We start from the raw sequence: 16,008 nt of genomic DNA, 5'->3' as shown, positions 1-16,008 counted from the left end.
TCGCAGCCCAACGCGGGGCAAGCCCGCTCGCCACAACAAGCCCGCTCGCCACAGCACATCCGCTGCTACAGAGATTGGCTGGATTCAGGGTTGTTGCTTACGCCCGGCCATATGCTTCAAATACCCCACCAGCAACGCCAGCTCGCTGTCAGGCAACACACTGGCGGCGAACGCTGGCATCTTTGCCTGCGGCCAGCGCCTCAGGCTCTGTGGGTCGCGGATATAGCGCTTGAGGAAATCGCCGCTGAAATACTCGGTGGGGTTGTAGGGAATATTCAGGTCCGGCCCTACCTGCGCATCGCCGCCACCATTGAGGCGGTGACAGGCCAGGCAGTTTTTCTGGAACAGCGCAAAGCCCTGGTTCACCGGGTCATCGGCCGCCAGTTTCGGGTCGGGTAACAGCGCGGGAAAACGCTCGGCCACGGTCCTCAATTGCTTGATCGCGGAAACCTGGAACGGCCACTGTTCCGGGCTGATAGGCCCGGCCTGCGGGTCGGTCCACACCAGGTAAAACGGCCCGGCGCTGGGTTTGCCGTCGGCCAGCGCGGGCCATGGGTGAGCGGGGTCTTCCACCGCGAGCCAGGCGCGGGCGCCGCTTTTTTGCAACAACGGCGCGGCCGTCAGTTCAGCGGCGAATCCATCAAGGGCCACGGCTTGCAGATGGTTTTCCGGCTTGAGGCCCGGTAGGAGCGCCGCCAGCGGCACTGCGCGATAGGTCATGTTGCGTTTGTAGGACACATCATCAACGATCTGCACCGTCTGCGCCTCGGGAAGCTTGAGCAACTCGGCGGTCTGCCAGGTCCTGCTGGCGTGGTCCAGTTCGATGGTCAGTTGCGCAGCCGAGGCGGGCAGGGCCAGGAGCAGCGCGAGGAAGGCTAGGGACGGTTTCAAGAGAGAGGTCCGGACGAAAGGGGGATGGAACCTACGATAGCGCAAAATGCGCACGCAAAACGGCAGCTCCTGACAGGACCGCTATAAGCAATGTCCCGACAGGTGCTGCCAAAAACTGCAATCCTGATGTACAGAATGGGGCATGTGATTCGTCAGCCAATAACCTTGGTGAGGTTGGGCAGGATCAGAATCAGTGTGGTGGCGAACAGAATAAGTCCCGCCTGACGTACTTTCGTGTGCTTGAACATGGCTGACTGCCTTTTGTTGTTATTCCTGAGCGTCAAATGCGTGCCGGTGTAGGTCAGTATCGCAACGTGACGTGTCGCTTTTCTTACAGTTGCTCCAGCAAAACCCGGCAGCAACGTCTTACTGATTGAACCTTAGAGCCCTCGTTCTGCGTGGCTTAGACCCATTTCATATCAGCTAATCGCAATTACTGATTAAAACGCTATGAGGCCTATCGCCATCTTGGCGCCAATGCCTTGGCTAGACCGCTAAAACGATTAATCAGGCGAATCCTGTAGCTACCTACCGTTCGTCCGAGCGTGGGGGTCAAAACCTATGAGCGCATCCGTCATTGAAACCGTGTCAATCGGGCCTAAGGTAAGGGCACTACTGCGCAATGGTTCGAGGACGTCATGACCCAAGCTTTGATCTTTGATGCGATACGCACGCCCCGTGGCAAAGGCAAGGCCGAGGGTGCCCTGTACAGTGTCAAGCCGGTGAACCTGGTGGCGGGGTTACTCAAGGCACTGGCCCGGCGCAGTGACCTCGACACGCATCAGGTCGATGACATCGTCCTCGGTTGCGTCACCCCGGTGGGCGACCAAGGCGCCGACATCGCCAAGACCGCCGCGCTCGTGGCCGACTGGGACATCAGCGTCGCCGGCGTGCAAATCAACCGCTTCTGCGCCTCGGGCCTGGAGGCGGTGAACCTCGGCGCGATGAAAGTGCGTTCCGGCTTTGAAGACCTGGTGGTGGTCGGCGGCGTCGAGTCCATGTCCCGCGTGCCCATGGGCAGTGACGGCGGCGCCTGGGTGCTCGACCCGCACACCAATATGCACTGTCACTTCACGCCCCAAGGCATTGGCGCGGATTTGATCGCCACCCTGGAAGGTTTCAGCCGTGAGGATGTCGACGCCTTCGCCCTGCACTCCCAGCAGAAAGCGGCCAGGGCGCGCGCAGACGGTTCCTTCAACAAATCGCTGATCGCGGTGCAGGACCAGAACGGCATTGTGTTGCTGGACCATGACGAGTTTATCCGTGGCGACTCCACCCTCGAGGGGCTGGGCAAACTCAAGCCCAGTTTCGAAATGATCGGGCAGATGGGGTTTGATGCCACCGCACTGCGGGTCTACAGCCACGTGGAGCGCATCCACCATGTGCACACCCCGGGCAACAGCTCCGGCATTGTCGACGGCGCCGCCTTGATGTTGATCGGTTCCGAGGCCAAGGGCCGTGAACTGGGCCTGCGGCCGCGGGCGCGCATCGTGGCGACGGCGGTCACCAGCACCGACCCGACGATCATGCTGACCGGCCCTGCACCGGCCACGCGCAAGGCCTTGGCCAAGGCAGGTTTGCGGGTCGAGGACATCGACCTGTTCGAGGTCAATGAAGCCTTCGCCTCGGTGGTGCTCAAGTTCATCAAGGACATGCGCATCGACGCCGCCCGGGTCAATGTCAACGGCGGGTCTATCGCCATGGGCCACCCGCTGGGCGCCACCGGCTGCGCGATCCTCGGCACCCTGCTCGACGAGCTGGAGGTGCGCCAGCAGCGTTACGGCCTGGCCACTCTGTGTGTCGGCGGTGGCATGGGCATCGCCACCATTATCGAACGCCTCTGAGCCCAAGGAATTGTCATGACCCAAGCTATCCGATACGAAAAAGGCCAGGACCAGATCGCGGTGCTCACCCTCGATATGCCCGGCCAGAGCGCCAACACCATGAACGCCGTGTACCGTGAGGCCATGGCAGCCACCGTTGCGCGCCTGGAAGCGGAAAAGCACACGCTTGCCGGCGTGATCGTCACGTCGGCGAAGAAGACATTCTTCGCCGGTGGCGACCTCAATGAGCTGATCAAGGTCGACAAGGCCCACGCCAAGGATTTCTACGACAGCGTGCTGGTGTTGAAGGCGCAACTGCGCCGTCTGGAAACCCTCGGCAAACCCGTGGTGGCCGCGATCAACGGCGCGGCCCTTGGCGGTGGCTGGGAGATCTGCCTGGCCTGCCATCATCGGGTCGCGCTGGATAATCCGTCGGTGCAACTGGGGCTGCCGGAAGTCACCCTGGGCCTGTTGCCGGGCGGCGGCGGGGTAGTGCGCATGGTGCGCATGCTGGGGTTGGAAAAGGCCCTGCCGTATTTGCTCGAAGGCAAGAAAGTGCGGCCGCAACAGGCGCTGCAAGCCGGCTTGATCGATGAACTGGCGGCGGATCTCGATGAGCTGCTGGCCAAGTCCCGCGCCTGGATTCTCGCCAACCCTGAGGCGAAACAGCCTTGGGACACCAAGACCTTCCAGATCCCTGGTGGCACGCCGTCGAACCCGAAAGTCGCGCAAATGCTCGCCATCGCACCGTCGATCCTGCGCAGCAAAACCAACGGCTGCTTCCCGGCTCCGGAGAACATTCTCAGTGCCGCGGTGGAGGGTGCCCAGGTGGATTTCGACACCGCGCACTTGATCGAAACCCGCTACTTCACCGAGCTGGTCACCGGGCAAGTGGCGAAGAACATGATCGGCACCTTCTGGTTCCAGCTCAATGAAATCAACGCCGGCCGTTCGCGGCCCCAAGGGTTTGCCACCTATGTGACACGCAAGGTCGGCGTGCTTGGCGCCGGCATGATGGGGGCGGGGATCGCCTACGTCAGCGCCAGCGCAGGCATTGACGTGGTGCTCAAGGACATCAGCCTGGCCGCCGCCGAAAAGGGCAAGGCGCACACGGCTGCGTTGTTGGACAAGAAGGTCAGCCGTGGGCAATTGACCGCCGGGCAGCGGGAAAGCATCTTGGCGCGCATTCATCCAACCCAGGATGACGCCGACCTGGGCGGTTGCGACCTGATCATTGAAGCGGTGTTCGAAGACCGCGACCTCAAGGCCAAGGTCAGCGCCGCTGCGCACCGCGTGGTCGGCAGCGACGCGGTGATCGCTTCCAACACCTCGACCTTGCCCATCAGCGGCCTGGCCACGGCCGTGCCCGACCCAGGCAAGTTTATCGGCCTGCACTTCTTCAGCCCGGTGGACAAGATGCCGTTGGTGGAGATCATCAAGGGCGCCCATACCTCGGAAGAAACCCTGGCCCGTGGTTTCGACTTCGTCCTGCAAATCAAGAAAACCCCGATTGTGGTCAACGACAGCCGCGGCTTCTTCACCTCGCGGGTGTTCGGCACCTTTACCAACGAAGGCATCGCCATGCTTGGCGAAGGCGTGGCCGCGCCGATGATCGAGACCGAAGCGCGCAAGGCGGGCATGCCGGTGGGGCCACTGGCGGTGTCCGACGAGGTATCCCTCAGCCTGATGAGCCATATCCGACAGCAAACCGCCAAAGACCTGCAAGCCGAAGGTAAAACCGTGCCGACCCATCCGGCGACGGTGGTGATTGAGCTGCTGGTCAACGAGTACAAACGCGCGGGCAAGGCGGCGGGGGGCGGTTTCTACGAGTACCCGGCGGGCGGGCAGAAGCATTTATGGCCTGAGTTGAAGGCGCGCTTTGAGCGAGCCGACCAGCAGATTCCAGCGCAGGATGTGCGTGACCGTTTGCTGTTTATCCAGGCCATCGAGACCGTGCGATGCGTGGAGGAGGGCGTGTTGATGTCCACCGCGGACGCCAACGTGGGGTCGATCTTCGGGATTGGCTTTGCGGCGTGGAGCGGGGGCGCGTTGCAGTTTATCAATCAGTACGGGTTGAACGACTTCATCGCGCGGTCGCGCTACCTGGCCGAGCAGTATGGTGAACGCTTTACGCCGCCGGCGTTGCTGCTGGAGAAAGCGGCGCGGGGTGAAGTATTTCGGTGATCAACCTGTGGGAGGGGGCTTGCCCCCGATAGCGGAGCATCAGTCACAGAATACAGTGGCTGGATCACCGCTGCCGGGAGCCAGCCCCTCTCCCACGAAGAGCATCCTGCGGGGCTTGCCTTGGAGGGGTATTTCAAGGCAGGCTCTTGGGGTGTTCAATATTCCCATCGCCGTGTCAGGTATTTTTTATGTCGCTACGCGTCTGCATCCTGGAAACCGATATCCTGCGTCCAGGCTTGATCGATCAGTACCAAGGTTACGGGCAGATGTTCAAGCGCCTGTTCTCCAAGCAGCCGATTCCCGCCGAATTTGTCGTGTACAACGTGGTGCAGGGTGAATACCCCTCGGACGACGAAGTATTCGACGCCTACCTGGTGACCGGTAGCAAAGCCGACTCCTTCGGTACCGACCCTTGGATCCAGACCCTCAAGACCTACCTGCTCGAACGCTACCAGCGCGGCGACAAGTTGCTGGGCATCTGCTTCGGTCACCAATTGCTGGCGCTGCTGTTGGGCGGCAAGACCGAGCGCGCCGGCCAGGGCTGGGGCATGGGCATCCACGACTACAAGCTCGACGCCAAGGCCCCGTGGATGAGCCCGGAGGTGCCTGAACTGACGCTATTGATCAGCCATCAGGACCAGGTCACCACCTTGCCGGAAAATGCCACGGTCATTGCCTCCAGCGACTTTTGCCCGTTCGCCGCGTATCACATCGGCGACCAGGTGCTGTGTTTCCAGGGGCACCCGGAATTTGTCCACGACTATTCCCGCGAACTGCTGGAGATTCTTCAGACAACCTTGGGCGAAAAGGTCTACACCAACGGCGTGGCCAGCCTCGAACGCGACCACCATGGCGTCACCGTGGCGGAATGGATGATGCGCTTTGTGGCACACAAGCCCGAGGCCAAGGTCAAAGCCAGCCCGAGCGCTTGAAGCTGGCCCACAGTCCGGTACAGCCTAAAGCGATGAACCCCAACACCCCGAAATAGCCGTAGTGCCACTGCAGCTCGGGCATGTTCTGGAAGTTCATCCCATAGATCCCCGCGACCGCCGTGGGGAACGCCAGGATCGCCGCCCACGCGGCGAACTTGCGTTGCACCACACTCTGGCGCGACGCTTCCAGCAACACCCCGATCTCGATGGTCTGGCTGGCAATGTCGCGCAGGGTGGTGAGGTCTTCCATCTGCCGCGTCACGTGGATCTGCACGTCACGGAAATACGGGCGCATGTTCTTGTCGATAAACGGGAAGCTCAACTTCTGCAATTCCTGGCTGATCTCCACCATCGGCGCCACATAGCGCTTGAGCCGCAACACATCACGACGCAGGCCGTGAAGGTTCTGGATATCGCGCTCACTCAGCGAGCTGCACAGCACGTTGCGCTCCAGCTCATCGATCTCGGCGTGGATCGCCTCGCTCACGGGCTGGTAGTTTTCGGTGACGAAATCCAGCAGGGCATAGAGGACAAAATCCTCCCCATGCTCCAGCAATAACGGCCGCGCCTCACAGCGTTGGCGCACAAAGCCGTAGGACGCTGAATGGCCATTGCGCGCCGTGATGATGTAGCCGTTGCCGGCGAAGATATGGGTCTCGATAAACACCAGCTTGCCGTTCTCGCGCACCGGTGAGTAAGTGACGATAAACAGCGCGTCGCCAAACGTTTCCAGCTTCGGGCGGCTGTGTTTTTCCAGGGCGTCTTCGATGGCCAGCTCATGCAGGTTGAACTGGCGTTGCAGGTTGGCCAGCTCCTGGGCGTTGGGTTCTTCCAGGCCGATCCACACAAAGTGACCGGGTTTGGCGGCCCAGGCCGCGCCTTCGTCAAGGGTGATATCAGTAACTTTCTTTCCGGCGCTGTACACAGCGGCCGCAACAACTCTACCCATGATGCTGATCACTTCTTATTAGGAGGACAGGTGTTGGGCAGCTTAGCTTGAAGCGAGTTCTATTGTTGCGGCACTTTGCAGTTCCAGGTCCATTGCCTTGATGCACTCATCCATCTGCGCATGACACGCCTGCATCAACGCCGGGATGTCATCCGAAGTCAGGCCGATGGTAGGAATCGGCGGCAATGAGCGTATGAGTACATCACCGCTGTTCCAGCGGTTCAGCCGCATATGGGTGACGTAATTGCTCACGCACACCTGCACGATTGGCACACCCGCGGCCACCGCCATATGAAACGTGCCCTTCTTGAACGGCATCAGGCCACTGCCCAGATTGCGCGTGCCTTCCGGGAATACCCAGATCGACGTGTCCTTGTGCTGCAAGGTATGGGTGGTGGTCAGCATCGCCCGGCGTGCCTTGTATGCATTGCCCCGGTCGATCAGCACATTGCCCGCCAGCCAGAACAACTGGCCGAACAACGGCACCCATTTCAGGCTTTTCTTGGCGATACACACCGTGCGGTGCGGCACCACGGTGCCGAGCACAAACAAGTCATAGTTGGACTGGTGGTTGGCGATGATCACGCACGTACCGGGCTTGTTGCGCAACGAGTCCACGTCGGCCTTCACGTTCAGGCGCAAGATCCACATGGCCGGCAGTGCATACAGGCGGGCACACAGGCGGCTGTTGTCCGGGTTGAACGGCCGGCAGATTCCCACCAGCACGCCCAGCCCACCGGCGGCGATAAAGTGCAGACCCATCAACAACATACGCAACAGAAAAAGCATCGATACGGCTCATCGAGACAAAAGTGGGCGCAGTGTACGGATGTGCACTGAATTCAGCAATTGCGCCTAAATAGGAAGGAGATAGGCGATGTTTAAGTACATGTTTCAACAAGTGCTGACAGAGCCTGTCTAGAGCGGTGAGGGATGATTCGGATATGCCTGTAAGAAAAAGCCCGACTTAAGGTCGGGCTTTGGTGCAGCAGGTGTAGGCGATTAGCTGAGGATATGGCCCTGATCCTGGATGATGGCATCGTCCAAGGCTTCCAGCAGCCCACTGCGCACTTTCAACTTGGTGTGCTTGTGCGCGTTCATATTGAGCTTCTTCAACTGCCGTGCGGCTTCCAGCGCCGCTGCGTGCAACTCCTCCGGCGCCACCACCTTATCGAGGAAGCCGGCCTGCAACGCGCCCTGCGGGTCAAACATCTCGGCATTGATCACCGAGCGATGAAACGCCGACTTACGCAGACGATCCCGCGCCAGTTCGATACCCGCATGGTGCATGGTCATGCCGATCGCCACCTCATTCAGGCCGATACTGAACGGGCCCTCGACACCAATCCGATAATCCACCGACAACAGCAGGAACGCGCCCTTGGCCACCGCATGGCCTGGGCAAGCGACGATCACCGGGAACGGGTGCGACAACAGGCGACGTGCCAGCGTCGAGCCCGACGTCACCAGGCTGATAGCCTCTTTAGGGCCGGCCGTCATCACCTTCAAATCGTAGCCACCCGACAAAATCCCCGGTGTACCGGTGATGATCACCACCGCCCGGTCTTTCTCTGCCTGATCCAGCGCTTCGTTAAATGCGCTGACCACCGCTGGAGAAATGGCGTTCACCTTGCCGTTGCTCAAGGTCAGTGTGGCGATACCGTCTTCGAGGTGGTAGGAGATCAACTCACTCATGACGCGGTTCCTTGTAGGATTTGTTATAGACGTATGCAGCAGACGTTACCCACCACGCCCGCCCTGGTAAAGCACCATGACTGACTACCCAGTCAGACTTTTCCCGTATACCCGACGGCAGACGGCCTAGGGCAGGGCACAGCAGCCAGGGTAGACCCTCGCGATCAGTGCCTGAGATTGGCACAATCACCCTCCTGCACAGCCCCCACTCCGATATACCCCCTAACCGCATGAAAATTCTGAAAAAAACCTTTGCCATCAGAAAGGCTTTCGACTACATTAGCGCGCCTCGACAGACTGAACTGGTTTGACGAGATACGGTGAAGTGTCCGAGTGGCTTAAGGAGCACGCCTGGAAAGTGTGTATACAAGAAATTGTATCGAGAGTTCGAATCTCTCCTTCACCGCCACATTCTGAAAACGCAAACCCCTGATTTTCCTAGAGAAAGTCGGGGGTTTGTGGTTTTTGGCGTCTGAAAAATGGCTATATGGGACAGATCTGGGACAGATGGATGATTTTTCGTACTGAAAGGATCCGTCTCCGCTTCGGCCTGTGTGCCTAAAATGGGAGACCATCACAAGGATCAGCTGCAATGACGTTTGAAAACGTAGGAGAGGTTGTAGAGGCTTGGGAGCGGAAAAGGCCAATGAGTTGCTGGCGGATGGCTGGACCTTATTGGCAGTAGTGCAGGGCACCGTGCCCGATGCGGCTAGTCATATCAAATATGTGCTGGGCAAACCGACAGAACTGAGTCGAGGTATGTTCGATTGAGGTGAATGAGAGGTCGGTATTACGCATAGCCCCTTTTATATTCAAAGGGCCCCCGACCTCCCGCTGGTCGACGGGCTTTGACTTTGTGATGGAAACGTCCGACTGGGTTTTTCGATCCGCTAAGGTGGCGTAAGTTTTCTAGGTAGGATCTGTCAGTTCACCGTTGATTGGGGGCGGAGTGACCGCCTTTTTTTTGCTTGGGGTTCGCGGTGCAGAAGGGGTAGGTTCTGCTGCGCTTGCTGAAGCGAGCTCTTTTTTAGCTTTTTCCGCCTTCTCTTTATTTAGTTTGAATACTCGTCTGTCATACTCAGCTAGAAAAGCGGTGCCTGCTTTAGTAATGGCGTATCTACGATATTGAGCTCCAGCAACTTTCTCGTTTTCGACCAGGCCGTGTACTTGAAGTTTTGGGCATATGTTGAAGTAGAAGAAACCTTCTACGTCGGAACCACTTGCGGCATTAGTTACGCCGCTTATTATGGTGTCTCTATTGTTTATAAAAATATTGGATAAAGTATTGGATACTTCCACGCCGTTATTGATTTTTGCGGGGATTTTTATTTCGACGGATTTTAACATTTCGTAAATGCCATCAAAGTCATTGTTTAGCGAAGATTGACTCAGCTTAGACTTTTTCTCTAGTTCGGCTAAAGTATCCTTAAGCTTGTTGTTTTCATCGGATAACTTCTTTATTTCTTCGAATAGCGGCTTTGTATCTACGAGCTCGTCGGCCTGAATCCAGCCCTTGAGCTCCCTGCTCGAGGCAAAATCAGATAGGCTTTCATGCACCGATAATCGAATGTCTTTTTCATCTTCAAAGAATGAGGATATGTAGTTAAGAACTCTTGTTCTAAAAAGTTTTAGCGCTTGCGGATTTTCTTTTTCTAAAAAAGCGGTGCCGTTTGACTTTATTTTGGCTTCTAGAGAAGCATCCGTAATGACTACAGCGAAAAGAGCTTTGCCTTGTTCGATTGCATAGTTGTATTCAAGCTCTGTATAGCTAATTCCAGATATTGGTTCAATCGAACCGTATCGCCCACCTAGTATCAGCATGTAGACATCCGATTCGTCGATCCATTTTTTTATTGTATCCATCTGTGATTTATCGCCGGACGTAAATAGTTCCATGCCAGCAGGAATGTGTCCTGCCTTTAGAATCGCACTTACAGCGGCTTGTCTTTCTGGTATTAGATCTGTAAACGTACTCGATACGAAAATCTGTAATTTGCGCTTCATTAAACTTCCTCTAATCCATGTGAGAGAATGGCATCCACGTAACGCTACTATTTTGCCATCAGGACGTCCATGAGGTTTTTTCACAGCCATCTCGACCTCTACAGCTTCAAGGCCAGTTGCAACATACCAACAACATCCGGCCCGTCCTCATTGATCCACGTCCCATAATGTTGACGGATCATATTCCCGTTGGTATGTCCCATCTGTTCGGCAATCCAGTCTATCGACGCTATCCCTGTGGTCAGCAACTGACTGGCATACGTGTGCCGGCACTGGCCAGGCCCGCGATAGCGAACCCCGGCCGCGAGCAAGTGAGCCTTGAAAAACCTATCCCTGACCACGAAGTCGCTGACGTGCGGCAAACCGCTTTTCGTATTTAAGAAGACAAAGTGCAGCTTGTGCTGCCGTACCGTCTTGTTGTCCCGCTCTACAATATCGACTGTTTCGGCCTTTCTTTTCCGATTTAGTGCGTCGATCTTCTGCAGTGCATCCCAGGCCGGTGCTAGTAGGCGGACTTTACGCGTTGAACGCCGGGTTTTCGTTACCCTGTAAGCCCCGCGCACCTTGGATCTGCGGAACGTCACCGTGCCTTGCTCCAGGTCGACATCCTCCCAGGCCAGGGCGATGGTCTCGGACACCCGGGGGCCGGCCCATATCATGAACTGAACCATCAACAGTTCTTGCGTGCGGTTGGTGTGGGTTTCCAGGATCTGTTTGATTTCCGCCCTGGTGAATGGGTCGGGCGCCTCGGGATCTGGCAGTCGCACCACTAAACCCTCGGTTGGGTCGTGCGCCACTTTCATCCTGGTGCGATAGAGTCGGAACACTTGGCGGACGTTACTGATGATGTCGCGGATGGTCTTGTTTTTCAGCGTTTTCGACAGGGTTACCTGTATCCATTCCTGCAGGTCCAGGTGGTCGATATTTTGGATCTGTACCTTCCCCCAGCGCGGCCGTACGTGAACCTCCGCTTTGTTGGCGTAACCCCGATAGCTGGAAGCCGCGACGCTGTTAGCTTTGATCTTCAACCACAAGTCCAGGTAGTGACCGAATGTGTTTTCCACCAACTTGACCGAATTGGGAAAGTGCCGTGCGTAATCGAAGGTGCCGGCCTGAATCTCGTACTCGATGATTTCAACCATGCGCTTAGCCTGGGCCACGTTGGCCGGCGTGTTGCCGCCCGGGATTGCTTCCCGGCACTTCTCCCCGTTGTATTGAAAATAGATTCTCACGGACTTCCCGCGAGCTTCGACCCCACTCATGTAAACCCCTAACGCTGTGCTTGTGTATCGACAGTCTGACGATCGGAAACAAAAAGGCCCGTTTCCGGGCCAAGTATCTGGTAGCGCATCTTCTTGTGGACGCGGCTTACTCTTTGGGCTTGTGGTTGCGTAGATGCGCGTTCTGCAGCTGGCGCCGCTGACTGCACTTGTCATGGTTACCTTGGGCGCGCCACCTGCCGCACTGATCGCAAAGGCTGGTGTAGTCAATGTTCCATGGGAAGCGCCGCGCTGGTGTTGCTGCAGGATTGTTAGACATTGCGTGATACACCCCGGGTTGTCGGCTTGGCGAGCAGTTGGGCGACGACGGCGGCGCCCGTTTCGCTCAGTTCGCCCAGGGTGTTGGCCATCTGGCTGAGATTTTCGAGGCGGGTTTTTGATTTAGGGGTTTTGTGTACCAGGTACTCGCTGATCAAAGACGAAGTACGGTTGGAGATCAAAAGCCCCGGCCGGGAGACCTTCACCATCCAGGCAGAAGGGCCGGTCAAAGGTCTGGTGACGCTCGATATCGGCTACAACGACAACCCGCTGCAGCGCCACTTCATCGGCTTTGTTGAGCGCTCCACGGCGATCAACAGCGTGCAGCAGATCCTGGTCTGCCGTGAACTGGCGGAAATCCTGTCGCAGCCTATGCCGTTGAACCTGCGCCATGTCGACCTGCAGGGCGTCTTGGCCGAGGTCAGCGACAAGACCGGTCTGCGCTTTCGCGTGCCGGACAGGGCCTATGCCCAGGCCAAGGCGCCGTTCTTCTATAGCCTGGCTGCCGGTTACCTGGCCATGGACAGCCTGGCCAGCGTGTTCAGCATCCCCGACTTTATCTGGCAGCAGCAGGGTGACGGCGAAGTATTTGTGGGCAGTTGGGCCGACAGCTTCTTTGGCATCCGCTCGCCGCTGCAGCTGCCGGTAGAACTGTTCGACGGCTACCAGGGCAACCAGAGCGCAATGATCGCGGCCCTTCCAGGACTGCGCCCAGGTGCAACCATCAACCAGGGCGAGAGGATCACCAGCGTGACCCTTGCCGGCAATCAAATGGCGATTAAATGGACGACGCAATCTGTCGCAGCGTAGAGCGTTAATTCCCTGAACTGACCGACGGCTACCACCTGCCACACTTTGGCCGCGTGGTGGCCGTGCCCGATGCACCGGCCGCACTTGGTCTGTGCGACGACTTCCGGCCGCGCTTTGGCGTCGACGTGGAAGTGCTGCTGCCCGATGGCGAACCGGATCCTGGGCTTCTGATCCTGACTGGCCTCCCGCTGCCGGCGCCGATGGGTGGGCAAGAGGCGGGCATGTTCGGCTTCCCAGAGGAGGGTACCACCGTGGTGGTAAGCTTTGCCTATGGCCTGCCGCACAAGCCCTTTATCACGCAGATCCTGCCGCACGGCCTGAGCCTGCCCCGGGTACTGAAGGGTGACCAGGTGTGGCAGCACAGCGAGGCCTGCCAGCAGCGCGTCGACACCGATGGTAACTGGCTGCGCCAAACGGACGGCAAGATCCAAGACAAGGCGATCGAGCGGGAAGTGGAGGCGATGCAGAACACTGAGAGCTTCCAGAGCCACACCCGGACGGTGGACGACCATTCAACCGAATCGGTGGGCGGGATCAAGAAGATCGAGGCGCTGGGGGCACTCAAGCTGCTGTCGGGGGGATTTGCCAGTCTGGTGGCGATGGATGATCTACACCAGGCGACTGGGAGAGACTTCAACTTGGTGGTCGGACAAAAACATAATGCAATAGTAGGAGGGGATATGGATGAAGCAATCAACGGCTTGCGTTATAGCATTTCAGAAGTTAGCCAAAACTTTCAGGTCCCAAAAACTTGGATAGGTTCCGCTAGCGTAAATGTTCTTCGAATTCTGAATGATGTGATTTGTCTTGTTGAGAGTTTAAATATAAAGCTCTCTGAGCACGTTCATACGAATATAGGGCAAGCGCCGCAAACTGCTGCGGCGTTTATTGAAGATGCTTTTAAGTTGGAGGCGCTGTCTTCGGAGCTAACTTCCGTCACGTTGAAGGCTGAGCCTCGTAAAGGTTGATTGATGTGTTCAATATTTCAAATAGTTCAGGTGATTCAATGATGGGCCACCTTAAAAAAGCTGAATACTCTTGTTTAACATCCATTAAAGCTTTTAAGTGTTCGATTGCGAGCTGGCGGGCGCTAGGCAGCTCGTCATCATTGATGAATGTATTAATGTGTTGAATTACTTTTGCATATCTCCTATAAACCCGCTTTCTGAGCTGGACGCTCGTAATGGACTTGTTTCCAGTGTCAGCCTCATTGAAAATTCGGTTCAGTAAATGTGCGGTTTGCAAGGTGGAGGGTTCGTCGTTGGTCGCCTCAATTATAATGTTTGAGAATGGAGTATTTGGAGGGATGTGACGAACTAACATAAGTACATTTAATGTTGGATCAGTACAGTCTAGAATATTATCGTAATGGTGTCTTTTAAAGTTGTTGCACCTGCCGCAGGAATAAAATAGATTATTCCAGTCATACATTCTGCTTTCGCACCCCTGATGAGATCGGAAGTGTTCAATGTTTAAAATAAGAGGGTCTTTGGTCTCACAGATATAACATTTGCTATGAAAGGCTTGGTCTAGTGATGCCACAACGTCTTTTGCGCTATAACTACTTTTGGCTGCTAGGGAAGCTGGAATGGTAGATGGGCGTATGACATTAAACATTTTTTCTGGCTCGCTTCTTAGTCAGATATTTGTTTAAGGCTATTTCATAGAACATTCTAGACTCATCGTCAAGGGTGTCCGCATGTGGAGACAGTGCCTCTAGTAATTTATTGATATCCTCGGGAATAAAGTTTTCGTCGTTACTTTTGGAAGTGAGCTCCTGTAAGAGATCTTGCATTTTTTGCGATATTGGAGGAACACCCAGTATTCCTTCCACCACGTGTTCCAAAGAAAATAGAGATAAATCTTCACACTCCTGCCCAGTCGATATGTCGTAAATAAGGGCGTCATCAATCGAAGTGACCACGAACGGCGAGTGGGTCGTTACGATAAATTGAATGTTTGGAAATGATCTTGTGAAGAAGGGAAAAATTTTCCTTTGCAAGGATGTGTGAAGGTGTGCATCAATCTCGTCAATTAACACTACTCCTCTCAACTCAGTAGGAAGTACGCTGAAATACTCCGTTCGCACGAGAAGGTCTGCATATATTTCAAAAATAGCTAGGTAGCCAGATGATAAGCTCTGAAAACTGTAGGGTGGCCTGTTATCTTGTTTCAAAGAGAATGCTAAGTTCTCATCGTCAAAGACAGTGTGAATTGAATCGTCTTCAAAAAGAAACTTGAGGTTTTTTTCAAAAGCTTTAAACCAGGTTTCTATTCGTTGTATTTTTTCTTTGTTTCCCTTTCTCATAGCTAAGCCAATATTGACTTCAAGATTAACTAGGTGCTGCTCTAGGTTGCGTCCTAGGTTTTCCTTTTTCTTATAATCAGGCATTTCCGGAGTAAGTGCCGTTGCTGCTGTTACTTTCAGAATTTCAGACTTTCTCGTTGCCTCATAAAAACGAATAATTGCATGTGCTTCCTTATATTCCTTTACGAAATTGTCTGAGGACACATACGAGATGCTCAAAGGCTCTGTTATTTTTTTTATTGCTTCACGGTAATAGCTAAGTGTAGATTCGTGGCCAGAAATCCTGGTTATGGGGTTTATTCTAGGTTGGTGTGTTTCTTCTGCTTGTCTAAGCTGGTCTCGGAGGTTTTCCAGTTGTGATAATTGTCCCTCGTCAATGTTGTTCATTAGGATCTGGTGTAACGACTTTAAGAATGAGGTTTTGCCTGATCCGTTTCTACCAATTATTATCAGATTTCGAGACTTTATATCTATTGAGACTTGGCGCGCAGTAGTTATAATTTCTCCTGAAATGTGTTTTATGTGCTTTGCGCTTTTGTTTTTTGTTTCTAAGGTATCATTCATTTGAGTTGTATCCATGCGCTAGGCTTGCCCGATTGCTATCTTCACTAGTTGTGTTTGTGAAGTTTAGATCTTGGTGTTTACTAATTGGGTCTATTTTATCAGTGGTGAGCTTAGTTGCTATAAGTGCGTTATGGCCCGAAAGTGTCACAAAAATTCCATCAGAGGTGAATGGCATTAGGTGATTTTGCATTGGCGCTTCCTTGAAGCCGTTGGCTGACGCTCTTGGGCGGGCAGCAGGTTTGAGAGTTTAAGTAGGGCGGCCGCGAAAACTGAGTGCAACACCTGACCTTTCCGGTACGGTGCTGCCCCT

The 16,008-nt window shown here is 55.3% G+C and carries 12 protein-coding genes and 1 tRNA gene; 6 read left to right on the top strand and 7 right to left on the bottom strand.

The features are described from left to right. Positions 1–84 precede the first annotated feature (84 nt). Positions 85–891: a c-type cytochrome gene (locus ACODSV_RS33360; RefSeq protein ID WP_150055911.1), complete on the bottom strand. Its 807-nt coding sequence runs from the start codon at positions 889–891 to the stop codon at positions 85–87. Positions 892–1,529: 638 nt separating this feature from the next. Between ACODSV_RS33360 and ACODSV_RS33355 the strand changes: the two genes are divergently transcribed. The 3 genes from ACODSV_RS33355 to ACODSV_RS33345 all read left to right on the top strand — a co-directional run bounded on the left by ACODSV_RS33355 (position 1,530) and on the right by ACODSV_RS33345 (position 5,830). Continuing rightward, entirely contained in the window at positions 1,530–2,735 is a 1,206-nt protein-coding gene (locus ACODSV_RS33355; protein ID WP_024076920.1) for an acetyl-CoA C-acetyltransferase, read from the top strand. A 15-nt stretch (positions 2,736–2,750) separates the two neighbouring features. Next, positions 2,751–4,898 carry a 3-hydroxyacyl-CoA dehydrogenase NAD-binding domain-containing protein gene (locus ACODSV_RS33350; RefSeq protein WP_150055912.1) on the top strand — a complete coding sequence of 716 codons (2,148 nt, stop codon included), beginning with the start codon at positions 2,751–2,753 and terminating at the stop codon, positions 4,896–4,898. A gap of 188 nt (positions 4,899–5,086) precedes the next feature. Beyond that, positions 5,087–5,830: an amidotransferase gene (locus ACODSV_RS33345; protein ID WP_024076918.1), complete on the top strand. Its 744-nt coding sequence runs from the start codon at positions 5,087–5,089 to the stop codon at positions 5,828–5,830. Here ACODSV_RS33345 and ACODSV_RS33340 read toward each other — a convergent pair. The 3 genes from ACODSV_RS33340 to ACODSV_RS33330 form a co-directional block, all read right to left on the bottom strand. After that, positions 5,808–6,779, bottom strand: coding sequence for a magnesium and cobalt transport protein CorA (locus tag ACODSV_RS33340; protein WP_041161284.1), 972 nt, complete (start codon positions 6,777–6,779; stop codon positions 5,808–5,810). The two genes, ACODSV_RS33345 and ACODSV_RS33340, sit on opposite strands and share 23 nt — an antisense overlap. Positions 6,780–6,821: 42 nt before the next feature. After that, entirely contained in the window at positions 6,822–7,568 is a 747-nt protein-coding gene (locus ACODSV_RS33335; RefSeq protein WP_150054045.1) for a lysophospholipid acyltransferase family protein, read from the bottom strand. A 213-nt stretch (positions 7,569–7,781) separates the two neighbouring features. Continuing rightward, positions 7,782–8,474 carry a crotonase/enoyl-CoA hydratase family protein gene (locus ACODSV_RS33330; RefSeq protein WP_024076915.1) on the bottom strand — a complete coding sequence of 231 codons (693 nt, stop codon included), beginning with the start codon at positions 8,472–8,474 and terminating at the stop codon, positions 7,782–7,784. A 319-nt stretch (positions 8,475–8,793) separates the two neighbouring features. On the opposite strand from ACODSV_RS33330, the gene ACODSV_RS33325 reads away from it, so the two are divergent. Further along, positions 8,794–8,883: transfer RNA gene (locus ACODSV_RS33325), tRNA-Ser, on the top strand. A gap of 500 nt (positions 8,884–9,383) precedes the next feature. Here ACODSV_RS33325 and ACODSV_RS33320 read toward each other — a convergent pair. Continuing rightward, positions 9,384–10,478, bottom strand: a complete 1,095-nt coding sequence (locus tag ACODSV_RS33320) for a DUF4062 domain-containing protein (protein WP_150054046.1) — start codon at positions 10,476–10,478, stop codon at positions 9,384–9,386. A 98-nt stretch (positions 10,479–10,576) separates the two neighbouring features. Beyond that, a complete protein-coding gene (locus tag ACODSV_RS33315; protein ID WP_150054047.1) occupies positions 10,577–11,740 on the bottom strand; it encodes a site-specific integrase in 1,164 nt (387 codons plus the stop codon). Between the two features lie 408 nt (positions 11,741–12,148). Between ACODSV_RS33315 and ACODSV_RS33310 the strand changes: the two genes are divergently transcribed. Then, the gene (locus ACODSV_RS33310; protein ID WP_150054048.1) at positions 12,149–12,826 is read left to right on the top strand and encodes a hypothetical protein; all 678 of its coding nucleotides are present in this window, start codon (positions 12,149–12,151) and stop codon (positions 12,824–12,826) included. Between the two features lie 17 nt (positions 12,827–12,843). After that, positions 12,844–13,794, top strand: a complete 951-nt coding sequence (locus ACODSV_RS33305) for a type VI secretion system Vgr family protein (RefSeq protein ID WP_223817808.1) — start codon at positions 12,844–12,846, stop codon at positions 13,792–13,794. Positions 13,795–14,435: 641 nt separating this feature from the next. On the opposite strand, the gene ACODSV_RS33300 is transcribed toward ACODSV_RS33305, so the two are convergent. Then, entirely contained in the window at positions 14,436–15,698 is a 1,263-nt protein-coding gene (locus ACODSV_RS33300; RefSeq protein ID WP_190300995.1) for an AAA family ATPase, read from the bottom strand. Between the last annotated feature and the right edge of the window lie 310 nt (positions 15,699–16,008).

Source organism: Pseudomonas sp. FG86, assembly GCF_057808775.1.
The sequence above is the reverse complement of the archived record's forward strand: the minus strand, read 5'-3'. Positions and strand labels throughout refer to the sequence as shown.

What these genes read in the sequence shown, in the direction of transcription:
- ACODSV_RS33355 (WP_024076920.1), top strand. Translation starts at nt 1,530, where the DNA reads ATGACCCAAGCTTTGATCTTTGATGCGATACGCACGCCCCGTGGCAAA.
- ACODSV_RS33350 (WP_150055912.1), top strand. Translation starts at nt 2,751, where the DNA reads ATGACCCAAGCTATCCGATACGAAAAAGGCCAGGACCAGATCGCGGTG.
- ACODSV_RS33345 (WP_024076918.1), top strand. Translation starts at nt 5,087, where the DNA reads ATGTCGCTACGCGTCTGCATCCTGGAAACCGATATCCTGCGTCCAGGC.
- ACODSV_RS33340 (WP_041161284.1), bottom strand. Translation starts at nt 6,779, where the DNA reads ATGGGTAGAGTTGTTGCGGCCGCTGTGTACAGCGCCGGAAAGAAAGTT.
- ACODSV_RS33335 (WP_150054045.1), bottom strand. Translation starts at nt 7,568, where the DNA reads ATGCTTTTTCTGTTGCGTATGTTGTTGATGGGTCTGCACTTTATCGCC.
- ACODSV_RS33330 (WP_024076915.1), bottom strand. Translation starts at nt 8,474, where the DNA reads ATGAGTGAGTTGATCTCCTACCACCTCGAAGACGGTATCGCCACACTG.
- ACODSV_RS33320 (WP_150054046.1), bottom strand. Translation starts at nt 10,478, where the DNA reads ATGAAGCGCAAATTACAGATTTTCGTATCGAGTACGTTTACAGATCTA.
- ACODSV_RS33315 (WP_150054047.1), bottom strand. Translation starts at nt 11,740, where the DNA reads ATGAGTGGGGTCGAAGCTCGCGGGAAGTCCGTGAGAATCTATTTTCAA.
- ACODSV_RS33300 (WP_190300995.1), bottom strand. Translation starts at nt 15,698, where the DNA reads ATGAATGATACCTTAGAAACAAAAAACAAAAGCGCAAAGCACATAAAA.